This is a genomic window from Archangium sp., from assembly GCF_036277355.1.
Classification (GTDB): Bacteria; Myxococcota; Myxococcia; order Myxococcales; family Myxococcaceae; genus Archangium.
Genome location: NZ_DASUNC010000069.1, coordinates 1 through 19,787, shown reverse-complemented (window position 1 = coordinate 19,787; position 19,787 = coordinate 1). Strand labels below are relative to the sequence as shown.

The window sequence follows — 19,787 nt, the reverse complement described above, 5'->3', positions numbered from 1 at the left end:
GGCCATTGCCGCTCATCCGTCGAATCGTTCGTCGCACCCTTTCCAACCGTCCTGCTTGCTACCCGCGCCCCCGGGAGGGCCGACGTCTGTTCTGTGCTCGAAATCGCTCACAAGAGCCCCTGGTTCCTGCTCTCATGCATGCGTTGGGCCAGTTGTCATGAATATGATGGGTTGAATGGTCCTGCTGAAAAATTGTTAGGCATTAAATGGCCTTACTGCCTTGTGTTTCTTGTCTTGCCGGAGGAGGGCTCGCTCGCGGGCGCCGGGACGAGCCGCGCGATGCGATCGGGCCCGTTGAAGGCGACATAGAGGTAGCCATCGGGTCCGCTCACGACGTCGCGCACGCGGCCCACGTCCTTGAACAGCACCTCCTGGTGCACCACCTTGCCGCCCTCGAGCCTCAGCCGCCGCACCTCCTGCTGCGCCAGCGCGCCCACGAACAGATCGTTCTTCCACTGGGGGAAGCGGCTGCCCGTGTAGAAGTCCGCCGCGCACACGGCGATGGACGGCGTCCAGTGCAACACCGGCTGCTGCATGCCCTCCTGCGCGGTGCGATCCGTCATCGGCGTGCCGTCGTAGTTCATGCCGTGGGTGATGACCGGCCAGCCATAGTTGCGGCCCGGTTCGATCCGGTTCAGCTCGTCCCCGCCCCGGGGGCCGTGCTCCGTCTCCCAGAGCTCCCCCGTCACCGGGTGCCGCGCCAGCCCCTGCGGGTTGCGGTTGCCGTAACTCCAGATGCTCGCGATGGCGCCCTCGCGGCCGGCGAATGGGTTGTCCTTCGGAATGCGCCCGTCGTCGTGGATGCGGTGCACCTTGCCGTTGGGCCGCGTCACGTCCTGCGCGTCCTCCTTCTGGCCCCGCTCGCCGATGGAGAAGAACAGGTACCCCTTGCCGTCGAAGACGAAGCGCGAGCCGAAGTGCACGTTCCCGGTGCGGTACAGCCCGGGCGGGGCGCGGAAGAGCGTCTGCTGCTCCACGAACCGGCCCTCGCGCAGCTTGCCGCGGACGATCGCCGTCATGGCGGAGCCATTCGCGCCCGGGTCGCTGTAGGAGAGGTAGATCCACCCATTCTTCGCGTAGTCGGGATGCACGGCGACATCCAGCAGCCCGCCCTGGCCCCTGGACCAGACCTCCGGCGTGCCGGCGATGGGCTCGGGCAGGAGGCGGCCCTTCTCCACCACGCGCAGCCGCCCCTCCTTCTCCGTCACCAGCATGCGCCCGTCGGGCAGGAACGCCACGGACCATGGAGTGTCGAGCCCCTCGGCCACCGTCTCGAGCTTGAACGCGTGCAGCTCGCTGCTCACGGGCGCGCCGGCCACCGGCTTCGCGATGGAGACGGCCGCGTTCCGCCGCTGCGCGCCCTGCTCGCGGATGTAGATGACGAGCGCGCGGATGTCCCGGGACGACAGCGCGCCCGAGAACGCGGGCATCCCCGAAGCAATCTGCCCCTCGCGGATGGTCCGTGCGATGCCCTCGTCGTCGGCGCCGGACTTCCAGATGTCGTCGGCCAGGCTCGGCCCCAGCGCCCCCTCCATCTTGGGGCCGTGGCAGTTGGCGCAGAGCGAGGCATAGATGCCGGCGACGTCGCGCCGGGAGGACTGGGGGGCCTGGGCCTGTACGACAGTGGACAGTCCCAGCAGGCCGCAGGTGAGGATGGAGCGAAAAGCGTTGAACATGGCGCGCGCACTGTACGCTCGCTCGCCCGCCCCTCCCTCGGGTACGGGACAAATGTCGCATCGCGTCAAAAACCTATTGACGCCGTTGACGCGATGCGTTACCTGTAGACCCGTCAGTCGGAGTCCAGGAGACGAGCACACATGGCGAAGAACAAGACGGCGAAGACCGAGGGGGCCGCCAAGGAGTCCGTGGCCCAGACGACGGAGCAGGTGAGCACCGAGGCGGTGGCCCAGGAGGCCGCGCCCGTGGCCCAGGAGGCCGCGCCCGTGGCCGAGCAGCAGGCCGAGACGGTGACGGCGGAGACGGTGGTGGCCGAGGCGGTGAAGGCCGAGGCGGTGAAGGCCGAGACGCCGGTGGTGGAGAAGGTGGCCGAGGCGGTGAAGGCCGAGGCGGCGAAGGTGGAGACGGTGGTGACGGAGGCCGCGGGCCAGGTGTCGTCCTTCGTGAAGGGCCGGCTGGAGCAGGCGCAGAAGCAGTTCGGCCAGCTCGAGACGGAGGCGCAGAAGGCGCTGCAGACGCTGGTGTCGCGCGGCCGCGACTCCAGCCGCGAGGTGCTGCAGCGGCTGCACGTGAACGAGCTGCGCGAGAAGCCGGCCGTGAAGGAGCTGGAGAAGAAGGCGACGTGGGTGGGCGGCGAGGTCCGCCAGCGCCTCACCGGGCTGCAGGACCGGATGGTGAAGGTGGTGGGCGGCGTGGCGAGCCAGTCGCAGGTGGAGGCCATCAACCGCGAGCTGGATCGGCTGACGCGGAAGATCGACTCGCTGGTCTCCCCCAAGAAGCCGGAGCAGCAGTCGCAGCAGGAGGCTCCGAAGGCGTAGTGGCACCGCGCCGGAGCATCCGCTGAAGTGAAGACGCCCGGGGGCCCATGCGGCTTGCCGGGCGTTCCTTTTTTCGAACAGAGGCCGGACATGACCGGGCTCGAGGCCTTCCTGGTCTCGAGTGAGGACAGACCGTGCGGGTGACGCGGGACGGGTACGAGTGTCTCACCCACGCCCCCACGGATCTCACCTCGCTGACCATCACCACCAGCAAGCGGCTCCACCGGGTGAAGGGAGCGCTCATCCGCCGCGCGGCCGGTGTGAAGTAGAAAATTGGGATACAGGATGCATCCATGTCCCGGATCGCCCGCAGCGAGGCCGTCGTCCCCCAGTCCCTGGCCCCCGAGGCGCGCGCCAGGCTCATCGACTCGCTCTACGAGGTGCACCGGCAGATCTTCGATGGGGTGGAGCGGGACACCTTCGCCAGGTACGTGGTCGAGTCGAAGGCCGAGCACACGTGGATCAACATCCACAGGAACGAGGAGGGGGAGATCGTCGGGTACTTCGCCCTGCACATCTTCGACAAGCGGTTCAGGGGCGTGCCCACGTCCGTGTTCCGTTCGGAGGCGGGCTCGCTGCGGGCCTACCGTGGCGTCAACGCGAGCACGTATTTCTGGCTGAAGACGGCGCTGCGCTACGTGCTGAAGAACCCGGGCCGGCGGGTGTTCTTCCTGGGCTCGCTGGTGCACCCGTCCAGCTACCTGCTGTTCGCGAACCACTTCGGCGAGATGTGGCCCCGGCGCCAGACGGAGGTGCCTGCGGAGCTGCTGGCCTTCATGGACGAGCTGGCCACGGAGTTCGGCCTGGAGAGGGTGGACCCGGCCCATCCCCTGGTGCGGCACGTGGGCTGGCGCACGCGCGAGACGGAGATGGAGCGCGAGTACTGGCTGCACTGCGACAAGCCCGCGGCGCGCTTCTTCGTCGAGGCGAACCCGGGTTACGCCGAGGGCCACGGCCTGGTGACGGTGGTGCCCATCACCGTGGCCAATCTGGGCCACATGCTCCGTGCCATGCTCCAGCGCCGGCTGCGCCAGCCCCTGCAGGCCCTGGCGGCGCTGATGCAGAAGACGGCCGTGGGCGCCCGCCTGCTCCGCCCCGAGGTGCTCCGCCAGCTGCGCCGGGCGTCGCTCTTCTCGCACTTCGACGAGGCCACGCTGCGCGAGCTGGCCCGGCGCTCGGAGATCGTCACGATTCCGGGCGGCAGGTACGTCTTCCACCGGGGAGACGCCAGCGATGAGATGTACCTGCTCGCCAGCGGCGCGGTCTACGTGCTGGCCGAGGGCGGGGAGCGCGAGAAGGTGGTGGACGAGCTCGGCAGCGGCTCGCTGTTCGGGGAGATCGCCATGCTCGCGGGAGAGCGGCGCTCGGCGTCCATCCGCACGGCCACCTCGTCGATGCTGGTGCGCATTCCGCGCTCGGCGCTGCTGCCGATGATGGAGGCCAACGCGAGCCTCCGGCAGGGCGTGTGGCGGAAGTTCGCCGAGCGGCGCTTCGATGACCTGGTGCGTGGGATGGATCGCTACGGTCACCTGGGGCGCAAGGGCCGGCTCTCCTGGGTGCGGCGGGGCGAGCACCGCGACCTGGCGGCACGGGAGACGCTCGCCCTGGAGGCGGGCACCCACGTGTTCGTGCTGTCGGGCGTGCTGGAGATCGAGCACGAGGGCCTGTGGGTGACGGCGCGCGGCTCGATGCTGCTGGAGCTGGAGCGGCCCCTGCACGTCCGGGCCCAGGAGTCCACGCGGCTCATCCTGCTGCCACGCGACACGGCGCCGGAGCCGCGGCGCGAGGCGGGGGGAGGGGAGCCGCTCCCCGGGAAGGTCATCGCCGGCCCTGCTGCTGCCGCGGGGCCGCCTGGAGCACGGACTCCTTGAGCAGCGTCTGCGCCTTTCACGCCGGCTGCCGCGCCCGGCTGCCGTGGTTCCGGGCATAGACCTGGGTGAACTCCGCGCCCAGGAAGAGGATCTGCGCGGAGTAGTAGACCCAGATGAGCACCACCGCCAGCGAGCCCGCGGCGCCATAGCTCGAGGACACGGTGCTCCGGCCCAGGTACAGGCCGATGCCGACCCCGCGCCGCCTCCTCGCCGAAGACCATGCCGGCCACGCTCACGGCGATGACGAGCACCGGGGCGATCGAGAACATCGTGTAGTAGGAGAGCGAGGCGGCGAACGTCGGGGCCTTGTCCTCGTTCCACTCCGAGAAGGCCTTCTTGAAGAGCTGGAAGGTGCTTCGAGCACGCAGCGCAACGGTCATGGCGCATGAGCACGGCACGCGCCGTGCCAGCGCTCCGGCCCTGCTTGCTGGCCTCGAATCCGAGGGAAACGGGCACCCGGTGACAGCTCCGGCTTGGTGATTGGGCGTAATTCTTTCAGCCCTCTCGGGGGAGCGAGCACTCCATTGCCCCGAGGTCACTGATTCCAGGCCCTCGCGCCAGGGTTACCCATGAGGAGGGCTCTGGCGAGGGCCCCCGGGGAGCGCGTGATGCACCAGGGAAACAGCCAGGAGGGGGAGCAAGGGAGCGTGCCTCCTTCAGAGGGCCGCGTTCCCTCGGAGCCCGAGGACTTCGAGGACCCCTTCCTGAGCGAGGTGGCCCGGGTAGAGGCGCCGCTCCGGGTTCCTCGGCCCGGCACGCGGATGGGGGGCAGGGAAGGGCACCGGTTCGAGATTCTCGGGGAGCTGGGTGGGGGCGCGATGGGACAGGTCTTCCGCGCCCGGGATTGCGAGCTGCGGCGCGAGGTGGCCCTCAAGTTCCTGCTGGCCCGGAGCACGCGGGCCGGGCAACCGCCGGACTCGCAGCTGTGGGAGGAGGCCCGGGCCATCGCCCGGCTCGATCACGAGAACATCGTCCGTCTCTTCGATGTCTCCGAGTGGAGTGGTGCGCCCTGGGAGCCCTGGGTTCCCTTCCTGGTGATGGAGCTCCTCGAGGGCGAGTCCCTGGCCTCACTGCTGCGGCGTGAGAAGCCGGGGCTGCGGCGGGCGCTGGAGTTGCTGGGCGGCGTGGCCGCGGGTCTGGCGCATGCCCATGCGCACGGCATCGTCCACCGCGACCTCAAGCCGAGCAACGTGCTCGTCACTCGCGAGGGCAGCGTGAAGCTGCTCGACTTCGGGCTGGCGCACCTCATGTCCGGCAACGCCCCGCTCGTTCCCCATCTGCCCACGGCCGGAACGCCCGCGTACATGGCACCGGAACAGTGGCGGGGAGAGAAGCAGGACGCGCGGACCGATCTCTGGGCGGCGGGCATCATGCTGTACGAGCTGCTCACCGGCGAGCTGCCCTATCCGTTCGCCTCGTTCCAGGAGCTGCGCGAGAACATCCTGTCTTCCGAGCCGGTCCCCTCCGTGCGCGAGCGCGTTCCGCAGGTGCCCGAGGAGGTGGAGCGGCTCGTGGCCGCTCTGCTGGCCAAGGCGCCCGAGCGGCGTCTGGGCAGCGCGTCCGAGCTGCGGGAGCGGCTGCTCCGGTTGGAGGAAGCGCTCGGGCCCTGGCGCGAGACCCCGGTGCTTCAGGTCCCCCAGCGCCGGCGGATCACCCTGGTGTCCTGCGGGCTCGTGGTTTCCTCCGACACCCGGGAGCGGCTCGATCCCGAGGATGCCAGCGAGCTGCAGGCGGCCTTCCAGCGGTGGTGTGCGGACGTCTTCCAGCGGTACGACGGCGCCATCGCCCTGTCCGTGGGTGACGAGGTGCTGGCCTGCTTCGGCTACCCCACGGCCCGGGAGGATGACTCGCAACGGGCGGTGCGCGCGGGGCTCCACCTGACACGGGAGCTCCCCTGCGAAGGTCCGTGGCTGTCTCACCCCGGGCTCGCGGTGGAGGTGGGCATCCACACGGATGCGGTGGTGTTCGATGCGCTCCCCTCGGAGGGGTTGGGACGGATGCCCACCATCCAGGGTGAAGCTCCGCGGGTGGCGGCCGCATTGGCGCGGAGGGCAGGGCCCGGGGGGGTGGAGCTCAGCGCGACCACGTGGAAGCTCGTGAGGGGCGCCTTCGAGACCGAACCCTCCGGCTCCCCCTCCTCCGAGGCATACCGCGTGGGGCGGGAGAGAAGAGCGGTCTCCCGCTTCGAGCGGACGCTCGTGGCCGGGGCGCTCACCCCGCTGGTGGGGCGGGAGCACGAGCTGGAGCGGTTGATGGGCCTCTGGGAGCGGGCGCGGCGGGGGCAGGGGGCCTGTGTCCTGCTCAGCGGCGAGGCCGGTATTGGCAAGTCCCGCCTCATCCAGGAGCTGCGCGAGCGGGTGTCTCCGGAGTCGAGCCACCTTCCGCTCTGCCAGTGCTGGGAGCCGTTCCGCAACAGCGCCTTCCATCCGATCCTCGAGCTGCTGCGGCGCTTCTTCCTGCTCGGACCGGAGGGGCGCTCGCCACCCGGTGCGCGCGCGGTGGAGGCGCGGCTGGAAGAACTGGGGGTGTCTCTGGAGCACGGACGGCAGCTCGTCGCGCTGCTCGCCTCACCCGATGCCACGGAGCCTTCCGCCCTGCTGGCCGCGCTGGAGCACCAGAAGGAGCGCAAGCGGAAGGTGTTCGAGGCCCTGCGGCTCCTGCTCGTGCGGGTGGCGGAGGAGCGGCCGGTGCTGCTCGTCATCGAGGATCTGCACTGGGCCGATCCCTCCTCGCTGGAGCTGCTCGGCCTTCTCATCCAGGACATCGCGACGGCCAGGCTCCTCCTCCTCTTCACTGCCCGCCCCGGGTTCCAGCCGGCCTGGCCGCCATCCCCGGGTTTCCACCTGCTCGTGCTCGACCGGCTGTCGGCGGCGTCCGCGACGGCCCTGGTGCGGGAGGCCGCTCATGGCGCGAGCCTGCCCGAGGAGACGGTCCAGCGGCTCGTGGCGAAGACGGACGGCATCCCGCTCTTCGTGGAGGAGATGACACGCATGGTGCTCGAGCAATCCTTCGCGGGCAGCCTGTCCTCCATCCCCGTCACCTTGCATGAGCTGTTGCTGGCCCGGCTGGATACGCTGCCGCCCCGGCAGAAGACGCTGGCACAGCTGTGCGCCGTGGTCGGACGTGACTTCCTCCAGCCCCTGCTCGTGCGGCTCCTGGCCCGGGACGAGGCCACGGTACGGGCGGACCTCCTGGGGCTCGTCTCGGCGGGGCTGCTGCAACACCTGGGGAATGAGCCCGGCGTGGAGGAGTACCAGTTCCGCCACGCCCTCATCCAGGAGGCCGCCTATCAGTCACTCCCGCGTGGCTTGCGGCGGGAGCATCACCGGCGCGTTGCCCAGGCCCTGCTGGAGGGCTTCCAGGACGTGGTGGAGACACGGCCCGAGGTGCTCGCCTACCACTACACGGAAGCAGCGGAGAAAGTGCTGGCCATCCACCAGTGGGAGCTCGCCGGAAAGCTCGCCCTCGCCCGCTCCGCCAGCCTGGAGGCCAGCTCCCACTTCAAACAGGCGCTGACCTTGGTGCGCAGCCTCCCGGATGGCGCGCAGCGGGCCGTGGACGAGATGCGCTTGCTGAGTGGTCTCGGTCTCATCTTGCTCAACACCCAGGGCTACGGCTCACCCGAGGTGGAGCAGACCTATGGCCGCGCGCAGGAACTGCTCCGCCTGAGGGGAGAGGCACTTCCGGAGCTCGATCTGCTCTGTATGGGGTTGGGTTCCTACCTCGTCATGGGCGCGAGGTTCGAGAAGGCGCACGAGCTGGCCGGACAGCTCCTCGTGCTGGGCCAGCAGCGGCGCAACCCGAGGCTGGTGTCTCAGGGCTACCGGCTGCTGGCGAGCCTCTGTTTCTACGAAGGAGGGCTCGACAGGGCGCGGGAGTACAGTGAACAGGCGGTGCGGTTGGGTCCCCGGCTCGAGATGGGACAGGCCCTCCTCGAGGACAGCTGGGTGGACGAGTGGGTGGCGGATCTGGTGATCCACTGTCTCGTCCACCTGTTACAGGTCCGGCCTCGAGAGTCCCAGCGTTTCAGTCACAAGCTGATCGAGGTGGTCCGTGGGCAGGCCCATGCATCCCGGGGGACGGCGCTGGTCTATCTGTCCGCGGCCTGTCAGTTCCGTGGCGAGGTACCGGGCACCCTGGAGTGGGCGGAGGCCTGCGCGGCGGTTGCCACCCGGGGCGTCTTCCCTCCTCTCCTGGCCTTCGCCAAGGGGCTTCAGGGGTGGGCATTGTGCAGGCTCGGGCGGACACGGGAAGGGCTCGAAGCGCTGCGGGCTGGCATTGGGATGATGCGGAAACTGGGCGCCAGGGTCCTGATGCCCTACTACCTCTATCTTCTCTCGGATGTGTCCCTGCTGCTGGGGCAGGTGGAGGAAGGGCTGGCCCAGGTGAGAGAGGCGTTGGGGCTCGAGGGGGAGACGAGGGCGCGCCTGTTCAAGTCCGAGATGAACCGGCTTCAGGGAGAACTGCTCCGGGCGGCCGGGAAGGAGGAGGACGCCAGGCGCAGCCTGCTCCGAGCCGTGGTCATCGCCCACCGGCAGCGGGCCTGGCTCTTCGAGCTGCGTGCACGCGTGGCCCTGGCTCGCCAGCTCCGTGACACGGGACACCCGGACAGGGCACGGCGTGGGCTGGAGCGCCTGTGCGGCCGGTTCGAGCCGGACCTCGAGGTACCGGAGCTCCAGGCGGCCCGGGCCCTGCTCGGCTCGCTCCGGTCTACTCCAGGAGCTCCACCGCGTCCCCCACGCGAATCTCCCCCGGGCGCCGCACGATGACGTTCTGGCCGAACATCACGCCGCTCTTGGGACCCAGGCGCCGGTAGGTGGAGAGCGTGCGCAGGGGCTCCTGCTGGGGATCGGCGCGCGCCGTCTCCGGATCCACCGTGGTGAAGACGCAGCGGGCGCACGGCTTGACCCCGGCCAGCTCCACGGTGCCGATGCGCAGCCGCTTCCAGCCGTCCTCGGCGAAGGGGGCGCAGCCGCTCACCACGAGGTTGGGACGGAAGCGGCTCATCGGCACGGGCTGAGCCAGGCGCTGGTTGAGGTCCGCCAGCGACGCCTCGGAGATGAGCAGCAGCGGGAAGCCATCGGCGAAGCCGACGCGATCCTCCGGGGCGGCGTACTTCGGATCCACCGGGCGCTGCATCCGCTCGTCCACGTACACGAGCCGCGTGGGCTCACGGAGGTACTCGGAGAGCCACCGGTCCGCGTCCTCATGGGCGCGGGCGGCCGAGCAGGTGTCATCCCAGACGGTGACGTCGAGGCGGGGCGCTCCGGCGGGCGGCAGGGGCACCTCGAGCTCCGGCATGCCCGGGGCGGACAGGTGCAGCCCCGAGGGCCCGGGCACGGCGCGCACGCGCACCAGGGCGGGCAGCTCGCGTCCGGTCATGAAGGAGCCATCCGGGCGGACCGCCATCCACCGGCGATCATGCTGGAGCCCGAGCGGCTCCACGGTGGCGCGGGTCAACGGCAGCCCCGCGCACGACTTGAGGGGATGGATGTTGATGGAGGTCAGGGTCGGCACGAGGCCCGTTCTGCCCCATCCGGACCCGGACTGCATCCGCGGCTGCCGGACTCCTGGCTCGAAAAGCATCCAGGGAGGCGGGCCCGGGTGGCATCCGTCATATTGGCACACTGTCCACCTTGACGGATGGAAGTCATCGGCGTTACTAGTGTCCACACAATGAAGCTCCACCCCCTGGGCCCCAGGGCGGTGCCGGGCGAATTGCCTCTCCACCCCCTCGTTGGTGTGGCCCGCCCTCGTGAGAGGTGACGGGCTGTTTTCGTTGCAGGGAATCGCCATGTCCCAGTCATCAGCCCTGTCCCTCGCCCTGTCCCAGGAAGAGCTGCGCGCCACGACGGAGCAGTTCCTCGAGGCGCCCGCCGAGGTGGTGCTCGCCTGGGTGGAGCAGCGGTTCGGCGCGCGCGCGGCCATCGCCTCCAGCTTCGGTGTGGAGGACATGGTCCTCATCGACCTGGCCCGCACGCACGCTCCGAGCGTGCGCCTGTTCACGCTGGATACGGGCCGGCTGCCGCCAGAGACGTACGAGGTGATGGACGTGGTGCGCCGCCGCTACGGCGTGGAGATCGAGACGTACTTCCCGGAGCGGGAGCGGGTGGAGGCGCTGGAGTCGGCCAAGGGGTACTTCTCGTTCAAGCAGAGCATCGAGGCGCGCAAGGAGTGCTGCGGCATCCGCAAGGTGGAGCCGCTGCGGCGCGCGCTGGCGGGCCGGGAGGCGTGGGTGACGGGGCTGCGCCGCGAGCAGTCCGTCACCCGCACGGAGGTCCAGGCGGTGGCGGCGGATGCCGGCCATGGCCTCATCAAGGTGAATCCGCTGGTGCGGTGGAGCAGCAAGGACGTGTGGGCGTACGTCAAGGCGAACGGCGTGCCCTACAACGCGCTGCACGACCGGGGCTACCCGTCCATCGGGTGCGCGCCGTGCACGCGCGCGGTGAAGCCCTACGAGGACGAGCGCGCCGGCCGCTGGTGGTGGGAGTCCCCCGAGAACCGTGAGTGCGGGCTGCACGTCCGCCGCTGATCCCAGGCCCGAGGAGAGCCCATGCCTTCCTTCACTCCAGCGGAGCTCGCCCTGTTCGTGGATCGCGCGGTGGGCCACGCGGTGCCGGCGGCCATTGGCGGCTTCCTCGTGGGCTCCGCCTGGCAGCGGTTCCTCCTGCTGCGCAAGAGTCAGGTGGCGTCGTGAGCACGCACGTGGACTTCCCCGTCTGCCTCCGGTTGAACGGCAAGCGGGTGCTCCTGGTGGGAGCCGGCACCATCGCCGAGGAGCGGAGCCAGCAGCTCGTGGACGCGGGCGCGGTGCTGCGCGTGGTGGCGCCCTCCGTGGGTCCGGTCATCCGCCGCCTCGCGGAAGCGGGCCGGTTGGAGCTGGCCGAGCGTGCCTACGCGGCCGGAGACGTGCGCGGGCACCACGTCGTGTTCGTGGCCACGGATGATCGGCGGGTGAGCGAGGCGGTGGCGGACGAGGCGCGGGCCCTGGGCATCTGGGTGAACGCGGCGGACATCCCGGAGCTGTGCGACTTCACGCTGCCCTCGGTGGGCCGGCGCGGCCCCATCGTGGTGGCGGTCTCCACCTCCGGGCAGGCCCCGGCGCTGGCCCGGCGGCTGCGCAAGCAGTTCGTGGCGCAGGTGACGCCCGGGCACGTGCAACTGGCCCGGCTGACGGGATGGCTCCGCAAGCGGCTGCCCGCGGGCGCCGGGCGGATGAAGTTGCTGAAGCAGCTGGTGGAGGGCGAGGCGGGGGAGCTGCTGACGCGCGGTGAGCGCAAGGCCGCCTGGGTTCGGGTGCGCGCCGCGCTGGAGACTTTTGGAGAGAAGCCATGAGCAAGCAGGTCAACGGCAAGGTCTACCTGGTGGGCGCGGGGCCCGGAGATCCCGGTCTGCTGACGCTGCGAGCGGCCCAGCTGCTCGCGGGCGCGGACGCGGTGGTCTACGACCGGCTGATCCACCCCGGCGTGTTGAAGCACGCCCGGCCTCGGGCGCGGCTGCTGTTCGTCGGCAAGGAGGGTGGGGGCGAGTCGGTGCGGCAGGAGGAGATCAACGCGCTGCTCATCGCCCAGGCGCGGCTCGGCCGCTCGGTGGTGCGGCTGAAGGGGGGCGACCCGTTCGTCTTCGGCCGGGGCGGGGAGGAGGCCCTCGCGCTGGAGGAGGCGGGCATCGCCTACGAGGTGGTGCCGGGAGTCTCCAGCGGCGTGGCGGCTCCGGCGGCGGCGGGGATTCCCATCACCCACCGGGGCGTGTCGGGCTCGGTGACGTTCGCCACCGCGTACCGGGCCGGGAAGTCGCCGGACTGGGCGCACCTGGCCGGGTCGGAGACGCTCGTGCTGTTCATGACGGGCAGCCGCCTGGAGGAGGCGGCCCTGGGGCTCATCGCCGCGGGCCGTTCTCCGAATACCCCCACGGCCATCGTCGAGGCGGGCACCTGGGAGCACCAGCGGGTGATCGAAGCTCCGCTCTCGTCCATCGCCGCCAGGGCCCGTGAGGCATCCGTGGGCTCTCCCGCCATGTTGGTGGTGGGCGAAGTCGTTTCCCTGCGCTCCCAGCTTCGCTCGCTGGTCGAGTCGCGGTCCGTGGCATCCGAGCGCGAGCAGTTCCTGAAGGTGGAGGCTGGTCATGAGTGAAATCCCGTCCGCGCGGCTCTCGCATCTGGCGGTGCTCGAGGCGGAGAGCATCCACATCATCCGGGAGACGGCGGCCGAGTTCGCCAACCCGGTGATGCTCTACAGCATTGGCAAGGACTCGCAGGTGCTGCTGCACCTGGCGCGCAAGGCGTTCCACCCGGCGCCGCTGCCGTTCCCGCTGCTGCACGTGGACACCACGTGGAAGTTCCGGGAGATGTACCAGTTCCGCGACAGCTTCACGGCGAAGCTCGGGCTGAAGCTCCTGGTGCACCAGAACAAGAAGGCGCTCGCCGAGGGCATGAACCCCTTCGATCATGGCAGCCAGAAGTACACGCACGCCATGAAGACGCAGACGCTGCTGGAGGCGCTCGCGCTGCACGGCTTCGACGCGGCCTTCGGTGGCGCCCGGCGCGACGAGGAGAAGTCCCGCGCGAAGGAGCGCGTCTACTCGTTCCGCGACCGTCACGGCCAGTGGGAGCCGCGCAAGCAGCGGCCCGAGCTGTGGAACCTCTACAACGGCCGCATCGACGCGGGCGAGAGCATGCGCGTCTTCCCGCTCTCCAATTGGACCGAGCTGGATGTGTGGCACTACATCCTCAAGGAGCGCATCCCCGTGGTGCCGCTGTACTTCGCCGCCGAGCGCCCGGTGGTGGACCGCAAGGGCCAGTGGATCATGGTGGATGACGAGCGGATGCGGCTGCATCCGGGCGAGAAGGCCACGATGAAACGCGTGCGCTTCCGCACGCTGGGCTGTTACCCGCTGAGCGGTGCGATCGAGTCCTCGGCGTCCAACGTCGAGGAGATCATCACCGAGATGATGGAGGCCCGCGTGTCCGAGCGGCAGGGCCGCCTCATCGACCACGACGAAGAAGGCTCGATGGAGCTCAAGAAGCGCGAGGGGTACTTCTAATGACCGCCGCACTGCAGCTGAACGACAAGGGTGACCTCCAGCGCTTCCTCGCCGAGCACTACGAGAAGGAGCTGCTGCGCCTGGTGGTGGTGGGCTCGGTGGACGACGGCAAGTCCACGCTGATCGGCCGGCTCCTGTACGAGTGCAACGGCCTGTTCGAGGATCAGGTGGCGGCGGTGAAGCGCGCCAGCGCGGGCGGGGAGATCGACTTCTCGCTCTTCACGGATGGACTGCGCGCCGAGCGCGAGCAGGGCATCACCATCGACGTGGCGTACCGCTACTTCTCCACGCGGCGGCGCAAGGTGATCGTCGCCGACACGCCGGGACACATCCAGTACACGCGCAACATGGCCACCGGGGCCTCCACGGCCGACGCGGCCGTCATCCTGGTGGACGCGCGCCTGGGCATCCTCCCGCAGACGCGGCGCCATGCGTACATCGCCTCGCTGCTGGGCATTCCGTACCTGGCGGTGTCCATCAACAAGATGGACCTGATGGACTTCGACCCGGCCGTCTACGAGCGGCTGTCGAAGGAGTTCGACGCGTTCGCCTCCACGCTCGGCTTCGAGCAGGTGCGCTACTTCCCCATCAGCGCGCGCGGTGGTGACAACATCACCCAGCCGAGCGCCCGCACGCCCTGGCATGACGGCGAGACGCTGCTCGGGTGGCTGGAGTCGCTGCCGCACCAGCGTCGGCTGGACGGAGCGCCCTTCCGCTTCCCCGTGCAGTACGTGCTGCGGCCCAACCTGGACTACCGCGGGTTCGCCGGGCAGATCGCCTCCGGCACGGTGCGCGTGGGGGACGAGGTCGTCGTCTTCCCCTCGAAGCGGCGCACGCACATCGCCGCCATCGACACCTTCGATGGGAGCCTCGGGGAGGCCAGCGCGCCGGCCTCGGTGACGCTGCGTCTGGCGGACGAGGTGGATGTCAGCCGCGGAGACCTCATCGCCCATGCCGGGAAGGCACCGGTGGCGCTCCAGTACCTGGAGGCCATGCTGGTGTGGTTCGGCGAGGAGCGCCTGGACACCTCGCGCCGCTACCTCGTGAAGCACACGTCCAAGTACGTGCCGGCCCACGTCGAGCAGGTGCTCTGGCGCAAGGATCTGGAGGCCCTCTCCGAGGTGCCCGCCGAGTCCCTGGCGCTCAATGACATCGGCAAGGTCCGGCTCGTCTGCAAGCGGCCGCTCGTCTGCGACCCGTACACGGAGAACCGGAAGACGGGCGCCTTCATCGTCGTGGATCCGCTCACCAACGACACGGTCGCGGCGGGCATGATCCTCGGCGCGGCGGGAGAGGCGGGCGATCAGGAAGCGCGCTCGCTCATCTCCGCCGGGGAGCGGCTCGCGCGCCTGGGCCAGTCGGGCGCGGTCATCCTCCTGGCGGGCACTCCCGAGGTGCAGACGCTGGCGCCCCGGCTGGAGCGGGCCCTGTTCGACCAGGGCCGGCACGTGGTCACCGTCCGGGGCGACGCGGAGAACGCGCTCGCGCTGGCCGAGGCCGGGCTGCTCGCCATCCTCTACACCCCCGTTCCGCAGGCGCGGCAGGGGCTGCGGGATCAGCTCCGCGGCGCCGGTGTCCCCTGGCTGGAGCTGGATCCCACCCACGAGCTGGAGCGCCAGGTGAAGCAGATCCTGGACGCCCAGGAGAACCGGTCGTGACCTCTTCCGTGAATGCCTCCATCCCCGCGCTGGCCACACCGCTCGGCGCGGAGAAGAGCGCGCAGTTGCAGCGCCTCGTCGAGGGGCTCGATGCGCCGTCGCTCACGTGGCTGAGCGGCTACTTCGCCGGGCTCGCGGCCCGGCAGCTCCCGGGCGCGCTCCCGGTGGCCCCGCCCGCGGCGGCGGTGCAGGCCGCGCCCCAGGGGACGCTCACCATCGTCTACGGCACCCAGACGGGCAACAGCCGGCAGCTGGCCGATCGCCTGAAGCAGCGGGCCGAGGCCGCCGGGCTCTCCGTGCGCAGCTTCCGCGCCAGCGACTACCCCGTGCGCGAGCTGAAGAACGAGCGGCTCCTGTACGTGGTCATCAGCACCCAGGGCGATGGAGATCCGCCGGATGACGCGCGCGGCTTCTTCGACTTCATCCGGAGCAAGCGCGCTCCGGCGCTCGGGCAGCTGCGGTTCGCGGTGCTGGGGCTGGGCGATTCGAGCTATCCGAAGTTCTGCGAGATCGGCCGCGTCCTGGACGAGCGCTTCGCGGAGCTCGGGGGCACGCGGCTGTTCGCGCGGGCCGAGTGCGACGTGGACTTCGAGCCCGTGGCCGAGCCCTGGCTGGGCCAGGCCCTGGAGCACGCGAAGAAGGAGCTGGCGCCCGAGGCCTCGCTGGCGACCGTCACGCCGCTGCGCACCGTGCAGGTGCCGCCCACCTTCAGCAAGGAGAATCCCTATCCGTCCCAGGTGCTGTGCAACCAGCGCATCACCGGGCGCGGGGCCCTCAAGGACGTCCGTCACCTTGAGCTCTCGCTGGAGGGCTCGGGCCTGACGTACGAGCCGGGCGATGCGCTCGGTGTGATTCCCCGGAATCCGCCGGAGCTGGTCGAGGCGGTGCTCTCCGAGCTGCGGCTCGATGGCGCCACCGAGGTGAAGCGCGAGGGGCGCGGCCTGCCGCTGAAGCGCTGGCTCTCGGAGGAGCTGGAGATCACCCGTCTGAGCCGTCCGTTCCTGGCGAGCCACGCCGAGCGCTCCAGCCACGCGGAGCTGCGGCGCCTGCTCACGCCGGAGGGCGGTGAGACCCTGCGCGCGCTGTTCAACAGCCATCAGGTGATCGATCTGCTCCGCCAGTATCCCGGCAAGTGGAGCGCCGAGGAGCTGGTGGGCGCGCTGCGCCGCCTGACGCCGCGGCTCTACTCGATCGCCTCCAGTCAGAAGCGGGTAGGGGAGGAGGTCCACCTGACGCTGGGCCTGGTGGAGTACGAGGCCTTCGGGACGCGCCACGTGGGCGCCGCCTCGAACTACCTGGCGACGCGCGAGGCGGGCCAGGACACGGTGGACGTCTTCATCGAGACCAACGAGCGCTTCCGGCTCCCGAAGGATCCGAGCCGCGACATCATCATGGTGGGCCCCGGCACGGGCGTGGCGCCGTTCCGCGCCTTCGTGCAGGAGCGCGCCGAGACGGGCGCGAGCGGCCGCAACTGGCTCTTCTTCGGCGAGCAGCACTTCCGCAGCCAGTTCCTCTACCAGGTGGAGTGGCAGGAGGCGGTGAAGCAGGGCGCGCTGCACCGGATCGACCTGGCGTTCTCGCGGGACCAGGGCCAGAAGGTCTACGTCCAGAACCGCCTGCGCGAGAAGGGGAGCGACGTCTACGCGTGGTTGGAGGGCGGTGCGTCCTTCTACGTCTGCGGCGATGCGAAGCGCATGGCGCCGGACGTGGAGGAAGCCCTCGTCGACATCATCGCGACCCACGGGAGCAAGAGCCGTGAGGACGCGAAGGCCTGGCTTGATTCGCTGCGCGAGCAGCAGCGCTACCTGCGCGACGTCTACTGAGCGAGAGACACCATGAGCAGCAAGAATCCGACGACTCCGGCCCTCTCCGAGGTGGAGCACATCAAGGCGCGCAGCCGGAACCTGCGAGGCACGCTGGCCGAGAGCCTCGCGGACCCGCTCACCGGCGCCATCGCTCCGGCCGACACCCAGCTCATCAAGTTCCACGGCAGCTACCAGCAGGACGACCGGGACATCCGCGAGGAGCGCCGGCAGCAGAAGCTGGAGCCGGCCTACAGCTTCATGATCCGCACCCGCCTGCCGGGCGGGGTGTGCACCCCGAAGCAGTGGCTCGCCCTGGACGAGCTGGCGCGCACGTACGCCAACGGCACGCTGCGCATCACTACGCGTCAGGCCTTCCAGCTGCATGGGGTGCTCAAGGGGGACATGAAGAGCACCATGAAGGGGATGGAGGCGGTGCTGCTGGACAGCATCGCCGCGTGCGGAGACGTGAACCGCAACGTGATGTGCAACCCCAACCCGGTGGACTCGCGCGCGCACGAGGTGGTGCACCAGTGGGCCGTCCGCCTCTCCGAGCACCTGCTGCCGAAGACGCGGGCGTACTACGAGATCTGGCTGGACAAGGAGAAGGTGGCCGGCGGCGAGGAGGAGCCCATGTACGGGCCCACCTACCTGCCCCGGAAGTTCAAGGCGGGCATCACGGTGCCGCCGCTGAACGACGTGGACGTCTTCTCGCAGGACCTGGGCTTCATCGCCATCATCGAGGGCGGGGAGCTGGTGGGCTTCAACGTGCTGGTGGGCGGCGGCATGGGTGCCACGCACGGTGAGGCGGCGACGTTCCCGCGGCTCGCGGACGTCATCGGCTTCATCCGCCCGGAGCAGATGCTGCACGTGGCGGAGAACGTGGTGATGGTGCAGCGCGACTACGGCGACCGCACCAACCGCAAGCACGCGCGCCTGAAGTACACCATCGAGGACCGTGGCATCGCCTGGTTCGTCGCCGAGCTGCAGAAGCGGCTGGGCTACCCGCTGGAGCCCGCGCGGCCGTTCGCGTTCGAGCACAACGGGGACCGCTTCGGGTGGATCCAGGGCCATGACGGCCGGTGGAACCTGACGCTGCACATCGACAGCGGCCGGGTGGCGGACACGGAGGGCCAGCGGTTCCTGACGGGCCTGCGGGAGATCGCCCGGGTGCACAAGGGAGACTTCCGGCTCACGCCCAACCAGAACCTGATCATCGCGGGTATCCCGCCGGAGGAGCGGCGGACCATCGAGAAGCGGGTCGAGGAATACGGCATCACGAGCTTCCGGAGCGCGAGCCCGCTGAGGCGCAACGCGCTGGCCTGCGTGGCGCTGCCGACGTGCGCCCTGGCCATGGCCGAGGCCGAGCGTTACATGCCTCGCGTGGCGGGGCTGCTGGAGGAGCGGCTGGCGGCGCACGGGCTGGAGAAGGAGAACATCCTGCTGCGCATCACTGGCTGCCCCAATGGCTGCGCCCGGCCGTACCTGGCGGAGATCGCCCTGGTGGGGAAGGGGCCCGGCCGTTACAACCTCTTCCTCGGGGGAGATCAGCGGGGGCAGCGGCTCAACCGTCTGTACCGCGAGAACCTGGACGAGGCCGGCCTCCTGTCCGCGCTCGAGCCCCTGTTCGCCGCGTTCGCGCGCGACCGGCAGCCGGGGGAAGGATTTGGTGACTTCACCGTGCGCACGGGCGTGGTCGCCGCGCCTCAGGCCGCCGCGCGTCCGGTCTCCGCCACCGCGGGCTGATTCGCGTAGCATCCAGTCCCATGAGCACGCAGCCCCAGATCGCTGTCTTCTACGAGCACCCCGAGTGGTTCAAACCCCTGTTCGCCACGCTCGACCGGCGTGGCATTTCCTACGTGCCGTTGCGCCTCGACGAGCACTTCTTCGATCTGGGTGACCGCACGCCGCCCGCGCCGGTCATCTTCAGCCGCGTGGCGATGAGCTCGTTCCTGCGCCAGGACGAGCACGGTATCTTCTACGCCCAGTCGCTCTATTCACACTGGGAGCAGTGCGGCGCCCGCATCATCAACGGCAATCCGGCGCTCGCGGTGGACACGTCCAAGGCCCGCCAGCTCTCGCTCATCGATTCGCTGGGCTATGCGACCCCGGCCACGCGCGTGGTGCATCGCCGGGCGGACCTGCCCCGAGCCGCCCAGGGCCTGCGCTTCCCCATCGTGGTCAAGGTCAACATCGGGGGCTCGGGCGCCGGTGTCGTGCGCTACGACAGCATGGAGCAACTCGCCCAGGCCGTTGCGGACGGCACCACGCCCACCAGCATCGACAGCGTTCTGCTCGTGCAGGAGTACATCCCCACGCGCGGCGGCCGCATCGTGCGCGCGGAGACGCTGGCCGGGCGCTTCCTCTACGCCATCTCCCTGACCACGGACGGCGGCTCCTTCGACCTGTGTCCCGCCGATGCGTGCCTGGTGGGCAAGCCGAAGATCACCATCGAGCAGACGCAGATCGACGCCGAGACGATCCAGGCGGTGGAGACCCTCTCGCGCGCGGCGAACATGGAGCTGTGCGGCATCGAGTTCATGATCGACGACCGCGACGGTACGCGCCGCTTCTATGACATCAACGGTCTGTCCAACTTCGTGGCCAATCCGATGAAGGTGCTGGGGTGGGATCCGCACGAGCAGTTGGCGGACTACCTCCTGGAGGTCATCGCTGCCCGGCGGCGCGGGGAGGAGGCTGAGCTCCGCGAAGATCGCCGGCATGCGCGTGCGCCGTGAGCGGGAGGGTCTGCTGCCCATGCGCCCAGGCCGAGTGGCGCTACTTCAGGCGGACTTTGTGCCGCTCCGCCGTGGCGTTGGGCCGTCCCATGAAGGTGTCGAGAAGGCGTTCCTCCACCCCCACCTCTTCCCAAACAGAGGCGCGCTCGAGCCCGATGCACTCTTGCGGTTCCGCACGTCT

Annotated in this window: 16 protein-coding genes; 13 read left to right on the top strand and 3 right to left on the bottom strand. The window is 69.9% G+C overall.

The features are described 5' to 3' along the window. Window positions 1–212: 212 nt before the first annotated feature. Window positions 213–1,676: a PQQ-dependent sugar dehydrogenase gene (locus VFZ09_RS18580; RefSeq protein ID WP_329728936.1), complete on the bottom strand. Its 1,464-nt coding sequence runs from the start codon at window positions 1,674–1,676 to the stop codon at window positions 213–215. A 141-nt stretch (window positions 1,677–1,817) separates the two neighbouring features. Here VFZ09_RS18580 and VFZ09_RS18575 point away from each other — a divergent pair, with 141 nt between their 5' ends. The 3 genes from VFZ09_RS18575 (at window position 1,818) to VFZ09_RS18565 (ending at window position 4,366) form a co-directional block, all read left to right on the top strand. Next, a complete protein-coding gene (locus tag VFZ09_RS18575) occupies window positions 1,818–2,495 on the top strand; it encodes a hypothetical protein (protein ID WP_329728935.1) in 678 nt (225 codons plus the stop codon). 134 nt (window positions 2,496–2,629) lie between these two features. Then, entirely contained in the window at window positions 2,630–2,764 is a 135-nt protein-coding gene (locus VFZ09_RS18570) for a hypothetical protein (protein ID WP_329728934.1), read from the top strand. A gap of 24 nt (window positions 2,765–2,788) precedes the next feature. Beyond that, a complete protein-coding gene (locus VFZ09_RS18565) occupies window positions 2,789–4,366 on the top strand; it encodes a cyclic nucleotide-binding domain-containing protein (RefSeq protein ID WP_329728933.1) in 1,578 nt (525 codons plus the stop codon). A 16-nt stretch (window positions 4,367–4,382) separates the two neighbouring features. On the opposite strand, the gene VFZ09_RS18560 is transcribed toward VFZ09_RS18565, so the two are convergent. Continuing rightward, window positions 4,383–4,526, bottom strand: a complete 144-nt coding sequence (locus VFZ09_RS18560) for a YhjD/YihY/BrkB family envelope integrity protein (protein WP_329728932.1) — start codon at window positions 4,524–4,526, stop codon at window positions 4,383–4,385. A 487-nt stretch (window positions 4,527–5,013) separates the two neighbouring features. Between VFZ09_RS18560 and VFZ09_RS18555 the strand changes: the two genes are divergently transcribed. Continuing rightward, entirely contained in the window at window positions 5,014–9,135 is a 4,122-nt protein-coding gene (locus VFZ09_RS18555) for a protein kinase domain-containing protein (RefSeq protein WP_329728931.1), read from the top strand. On the opposite strand, the gene VFZ09_RS18550 is transcribed toward VFZ09_RS18555, so the two are convergent. Continuing rightward, window positions 9,077–9,883 carry an MOSC domain-containing protein gene (locus VFZ09_RS18550; protein ID WP_329728930.1) on the bottom strand — a complete coding sequence of 269 codons (807 nt, stop codon included), beginning with the start codon at window positions 9,881–9,883 and terminating at the stop codon, window positions 9,077–9,079. The genes VFZ09_RS18555 and VFZ09_RS18550 overlap by 59 nt on opposite strands. Before the next feature lie 277 nt (window positions 9,884–10,160). Here VFZ09_RS18550 and VFZ09_RS18545 point away from each other — a divergent pair, with 277 nt between their 5' ends. From VFZ09_RS18545 to VFZ09_RS18505, 9 genes are read left to right on the top strand one after another with little or no spacing between them, the layout of a single operon-like run. Then, window positions 10,161–10,898: a phosphoadenylyl-sulfate reductase gene (locus VFZ09_RS18545; RefSeq protein ID WP_329728929.1), complete on the top strand. Its 738-nt coding sequence runs from the start codon at window positions 10,161–10,163 to the stop codon at window positions 10,896–10,898. Window positions 10,899–10,919: 21 nt separating this feature from the next. Next, window positions 10,920–11,063, top strand: a complete 144-nt coding sequence (locus VFZ09_RS18540) for a hypothetical protein (RefSeq protein ID WP_329728928.1) — start codon at window positions 10,920–10,922, stop codon at window positions 11,061–11,063. Continuing rightward, window positions 11,060–11,701, top strand: a complete 642-nt coding sequence (locus tag VFZ09_RS18535; protein ID WP_329728927.1) for a bifunctional precorrin-2 dehydrogenase/sirohydrochlorin ferrochelatase — start codon at window positions 11,060–11,062, stop codon at window positions 11,699–11,701. The genes VFZ09_RS18540 and VFZ09_RS18535 overlap by 4 nt, the downstream gene beginning before the upstream one ends. Next, the gene (gene cobA, locus VFZ09_RS18530; protein WP_329728926.1) at window positions 11,698–12,498 is read left to right on the top strand and encodes a uroporphyrinogen-III C-methyltransferase; all 801 of its coding nucleotides are present in this window, start codon (window positions 11,698–11,700) and stop codon (window positions 12,496–12,498) included. Before VFZ09_RS18535 ends, cobA begins: the two co-directional genes overlap by 4 nt. After that, entirely contained in the window at window positions 12,491–13,408 is a 918-nt protein-coding gene (gene cysD / locus VFZ09_RS18525; RefSeq protein ID WP_329728925.1) for a sulfate adenylyltransferase subunit CysD, read from the top strand. The genes cobA and cysD overlap by 8 nt, the downstream gene beginning before the upstream one ends. Next, entirely contained in the window at window positions 13,408–15,066 is a 1,659-nt protein-coding gene (locus tag VFZ09_RS18520; RefSeq protein WP_329728924.1) for a GTP-binding protein, read from the top strand. Before cysD ends, VFZ09_RS18520 begins: the two co-directional genes overlap by 1 nt. Then, entirely contained in the window at window positions 15,063–16,889 is a 1,827-nt protein-coding gene (locus VFZ09_RS18515) for an assimilatory sulfite reductase (NADPH) flavoprotein subunit (protein WP_329728923.1), read from the top strand. Before VFZ09_RS18520 ends, VFZ09_RS18515 begins: the two co-directional genes overlap by 4 nt. 12 nt (window positions 16,890–16,901) lie before the next feature. Further along, the gene (gene cysI, locus VFZ09_RS18510; RefSeq protein ID WP_329728922.1) at window positions 16,902–18,614 is read left to right on the top strand and encodes an assimilatory sulfite reductase (NADPH) hemoprotein subunit; all 1,713 of its coding nucleotides are present in this window, start codon (window positions 16,902–16,904) and stop codon (window positions 18,612–18,614) included. A gap of 20 nt (window positions 18,615–18,634) precedes the next feature. Further along, window positions 18,635–19,606, top strand: coding sequence for an alpha-L-glutamate ligase (locus VFZ09_RS18505; protein WP_329728921.1), 972 nt, complete (start codon window positions 18,635–18,637; stop codon window positions 19,604–19,606). Window positions 19,607–19,787: the final 181 nt, after the last annotated feature.

Excerpts from the sequence above, each read along its gene's own strand:
- VFZ09_RS18580 (WP_329728936.1), bottom strand. The coding sequence starts at position 1,676 with ATGTTCAACGCTTTTCGCTCCATCCTCACCTGCGGCCTGCTGGGACTG.
- VFZ09_RS18575 (WP_329728935.1), top strand. The coding sequence starts at position 1,818 with ATGGCGAAGAACAAGACGGCGAAGACCGAGGGGGCCGCCAAGGAGTCC.
- VFZ09_RS18565 (WP_329728933.1), top strand. The coding sequence starts at position 2,789 with ATGTCCCGGATCGCCCGCAGCGAGGCCGTCGTCCCCCAGTCCCTGGCC.
- VFZ09_RS18545 (WP_329728929.1), top strand. The coding sequence starts at position 10,161 with ATGTCCCAGTCATCAGCCCTGTCCCTCGCCCTGTCCCAGGAAGAGCTG.
- VFZ09_RS18540 (WP_329728928.1), top strand. The coding sequence starts at position 10,920 with ATGCCTTCCTTCACTCCAGCGGAGCTCGCCCTGTTCGTGGATCGCGCG.
- cobA (WP_329728926.1), top strand. The coding sequence starts at position 11,698 with ATGAGCAAGCAGGTCAACGGCAAGGTCTACCTGGTGGGCGCGGGGCCC.
- cysD (WP_329728925.1), top strand. The coding sequence starts at position 12,491 with ATGAGTGAAATCCCGTCCGCGCGGCTCTCGCATCTGGCGGTGCTCGAG.
- VFZ09_RS18520 (WP_329728924.1), top strand. The coding sequence starts at position 13,408 with ATGACCGCCGCACTGCAGCTGAACGACAAGGGTGACCTCCAGCGCTTC.
- cysI (WP_329728922.1), top strand. The coding sequence starts at position 16,902 with ATGAGCAGCAAGAATCCGACGACTCCGGCCCTCTCCGAGGTGGAGCAC.
- VFZ09_RS18505 (WP_329728921.1), top strand. The coding sequence starts at position 18,635 with ATGAGCACGCAGCCCCAGATCGCTGTCTTCTACGAGCACCCCGAGTGG.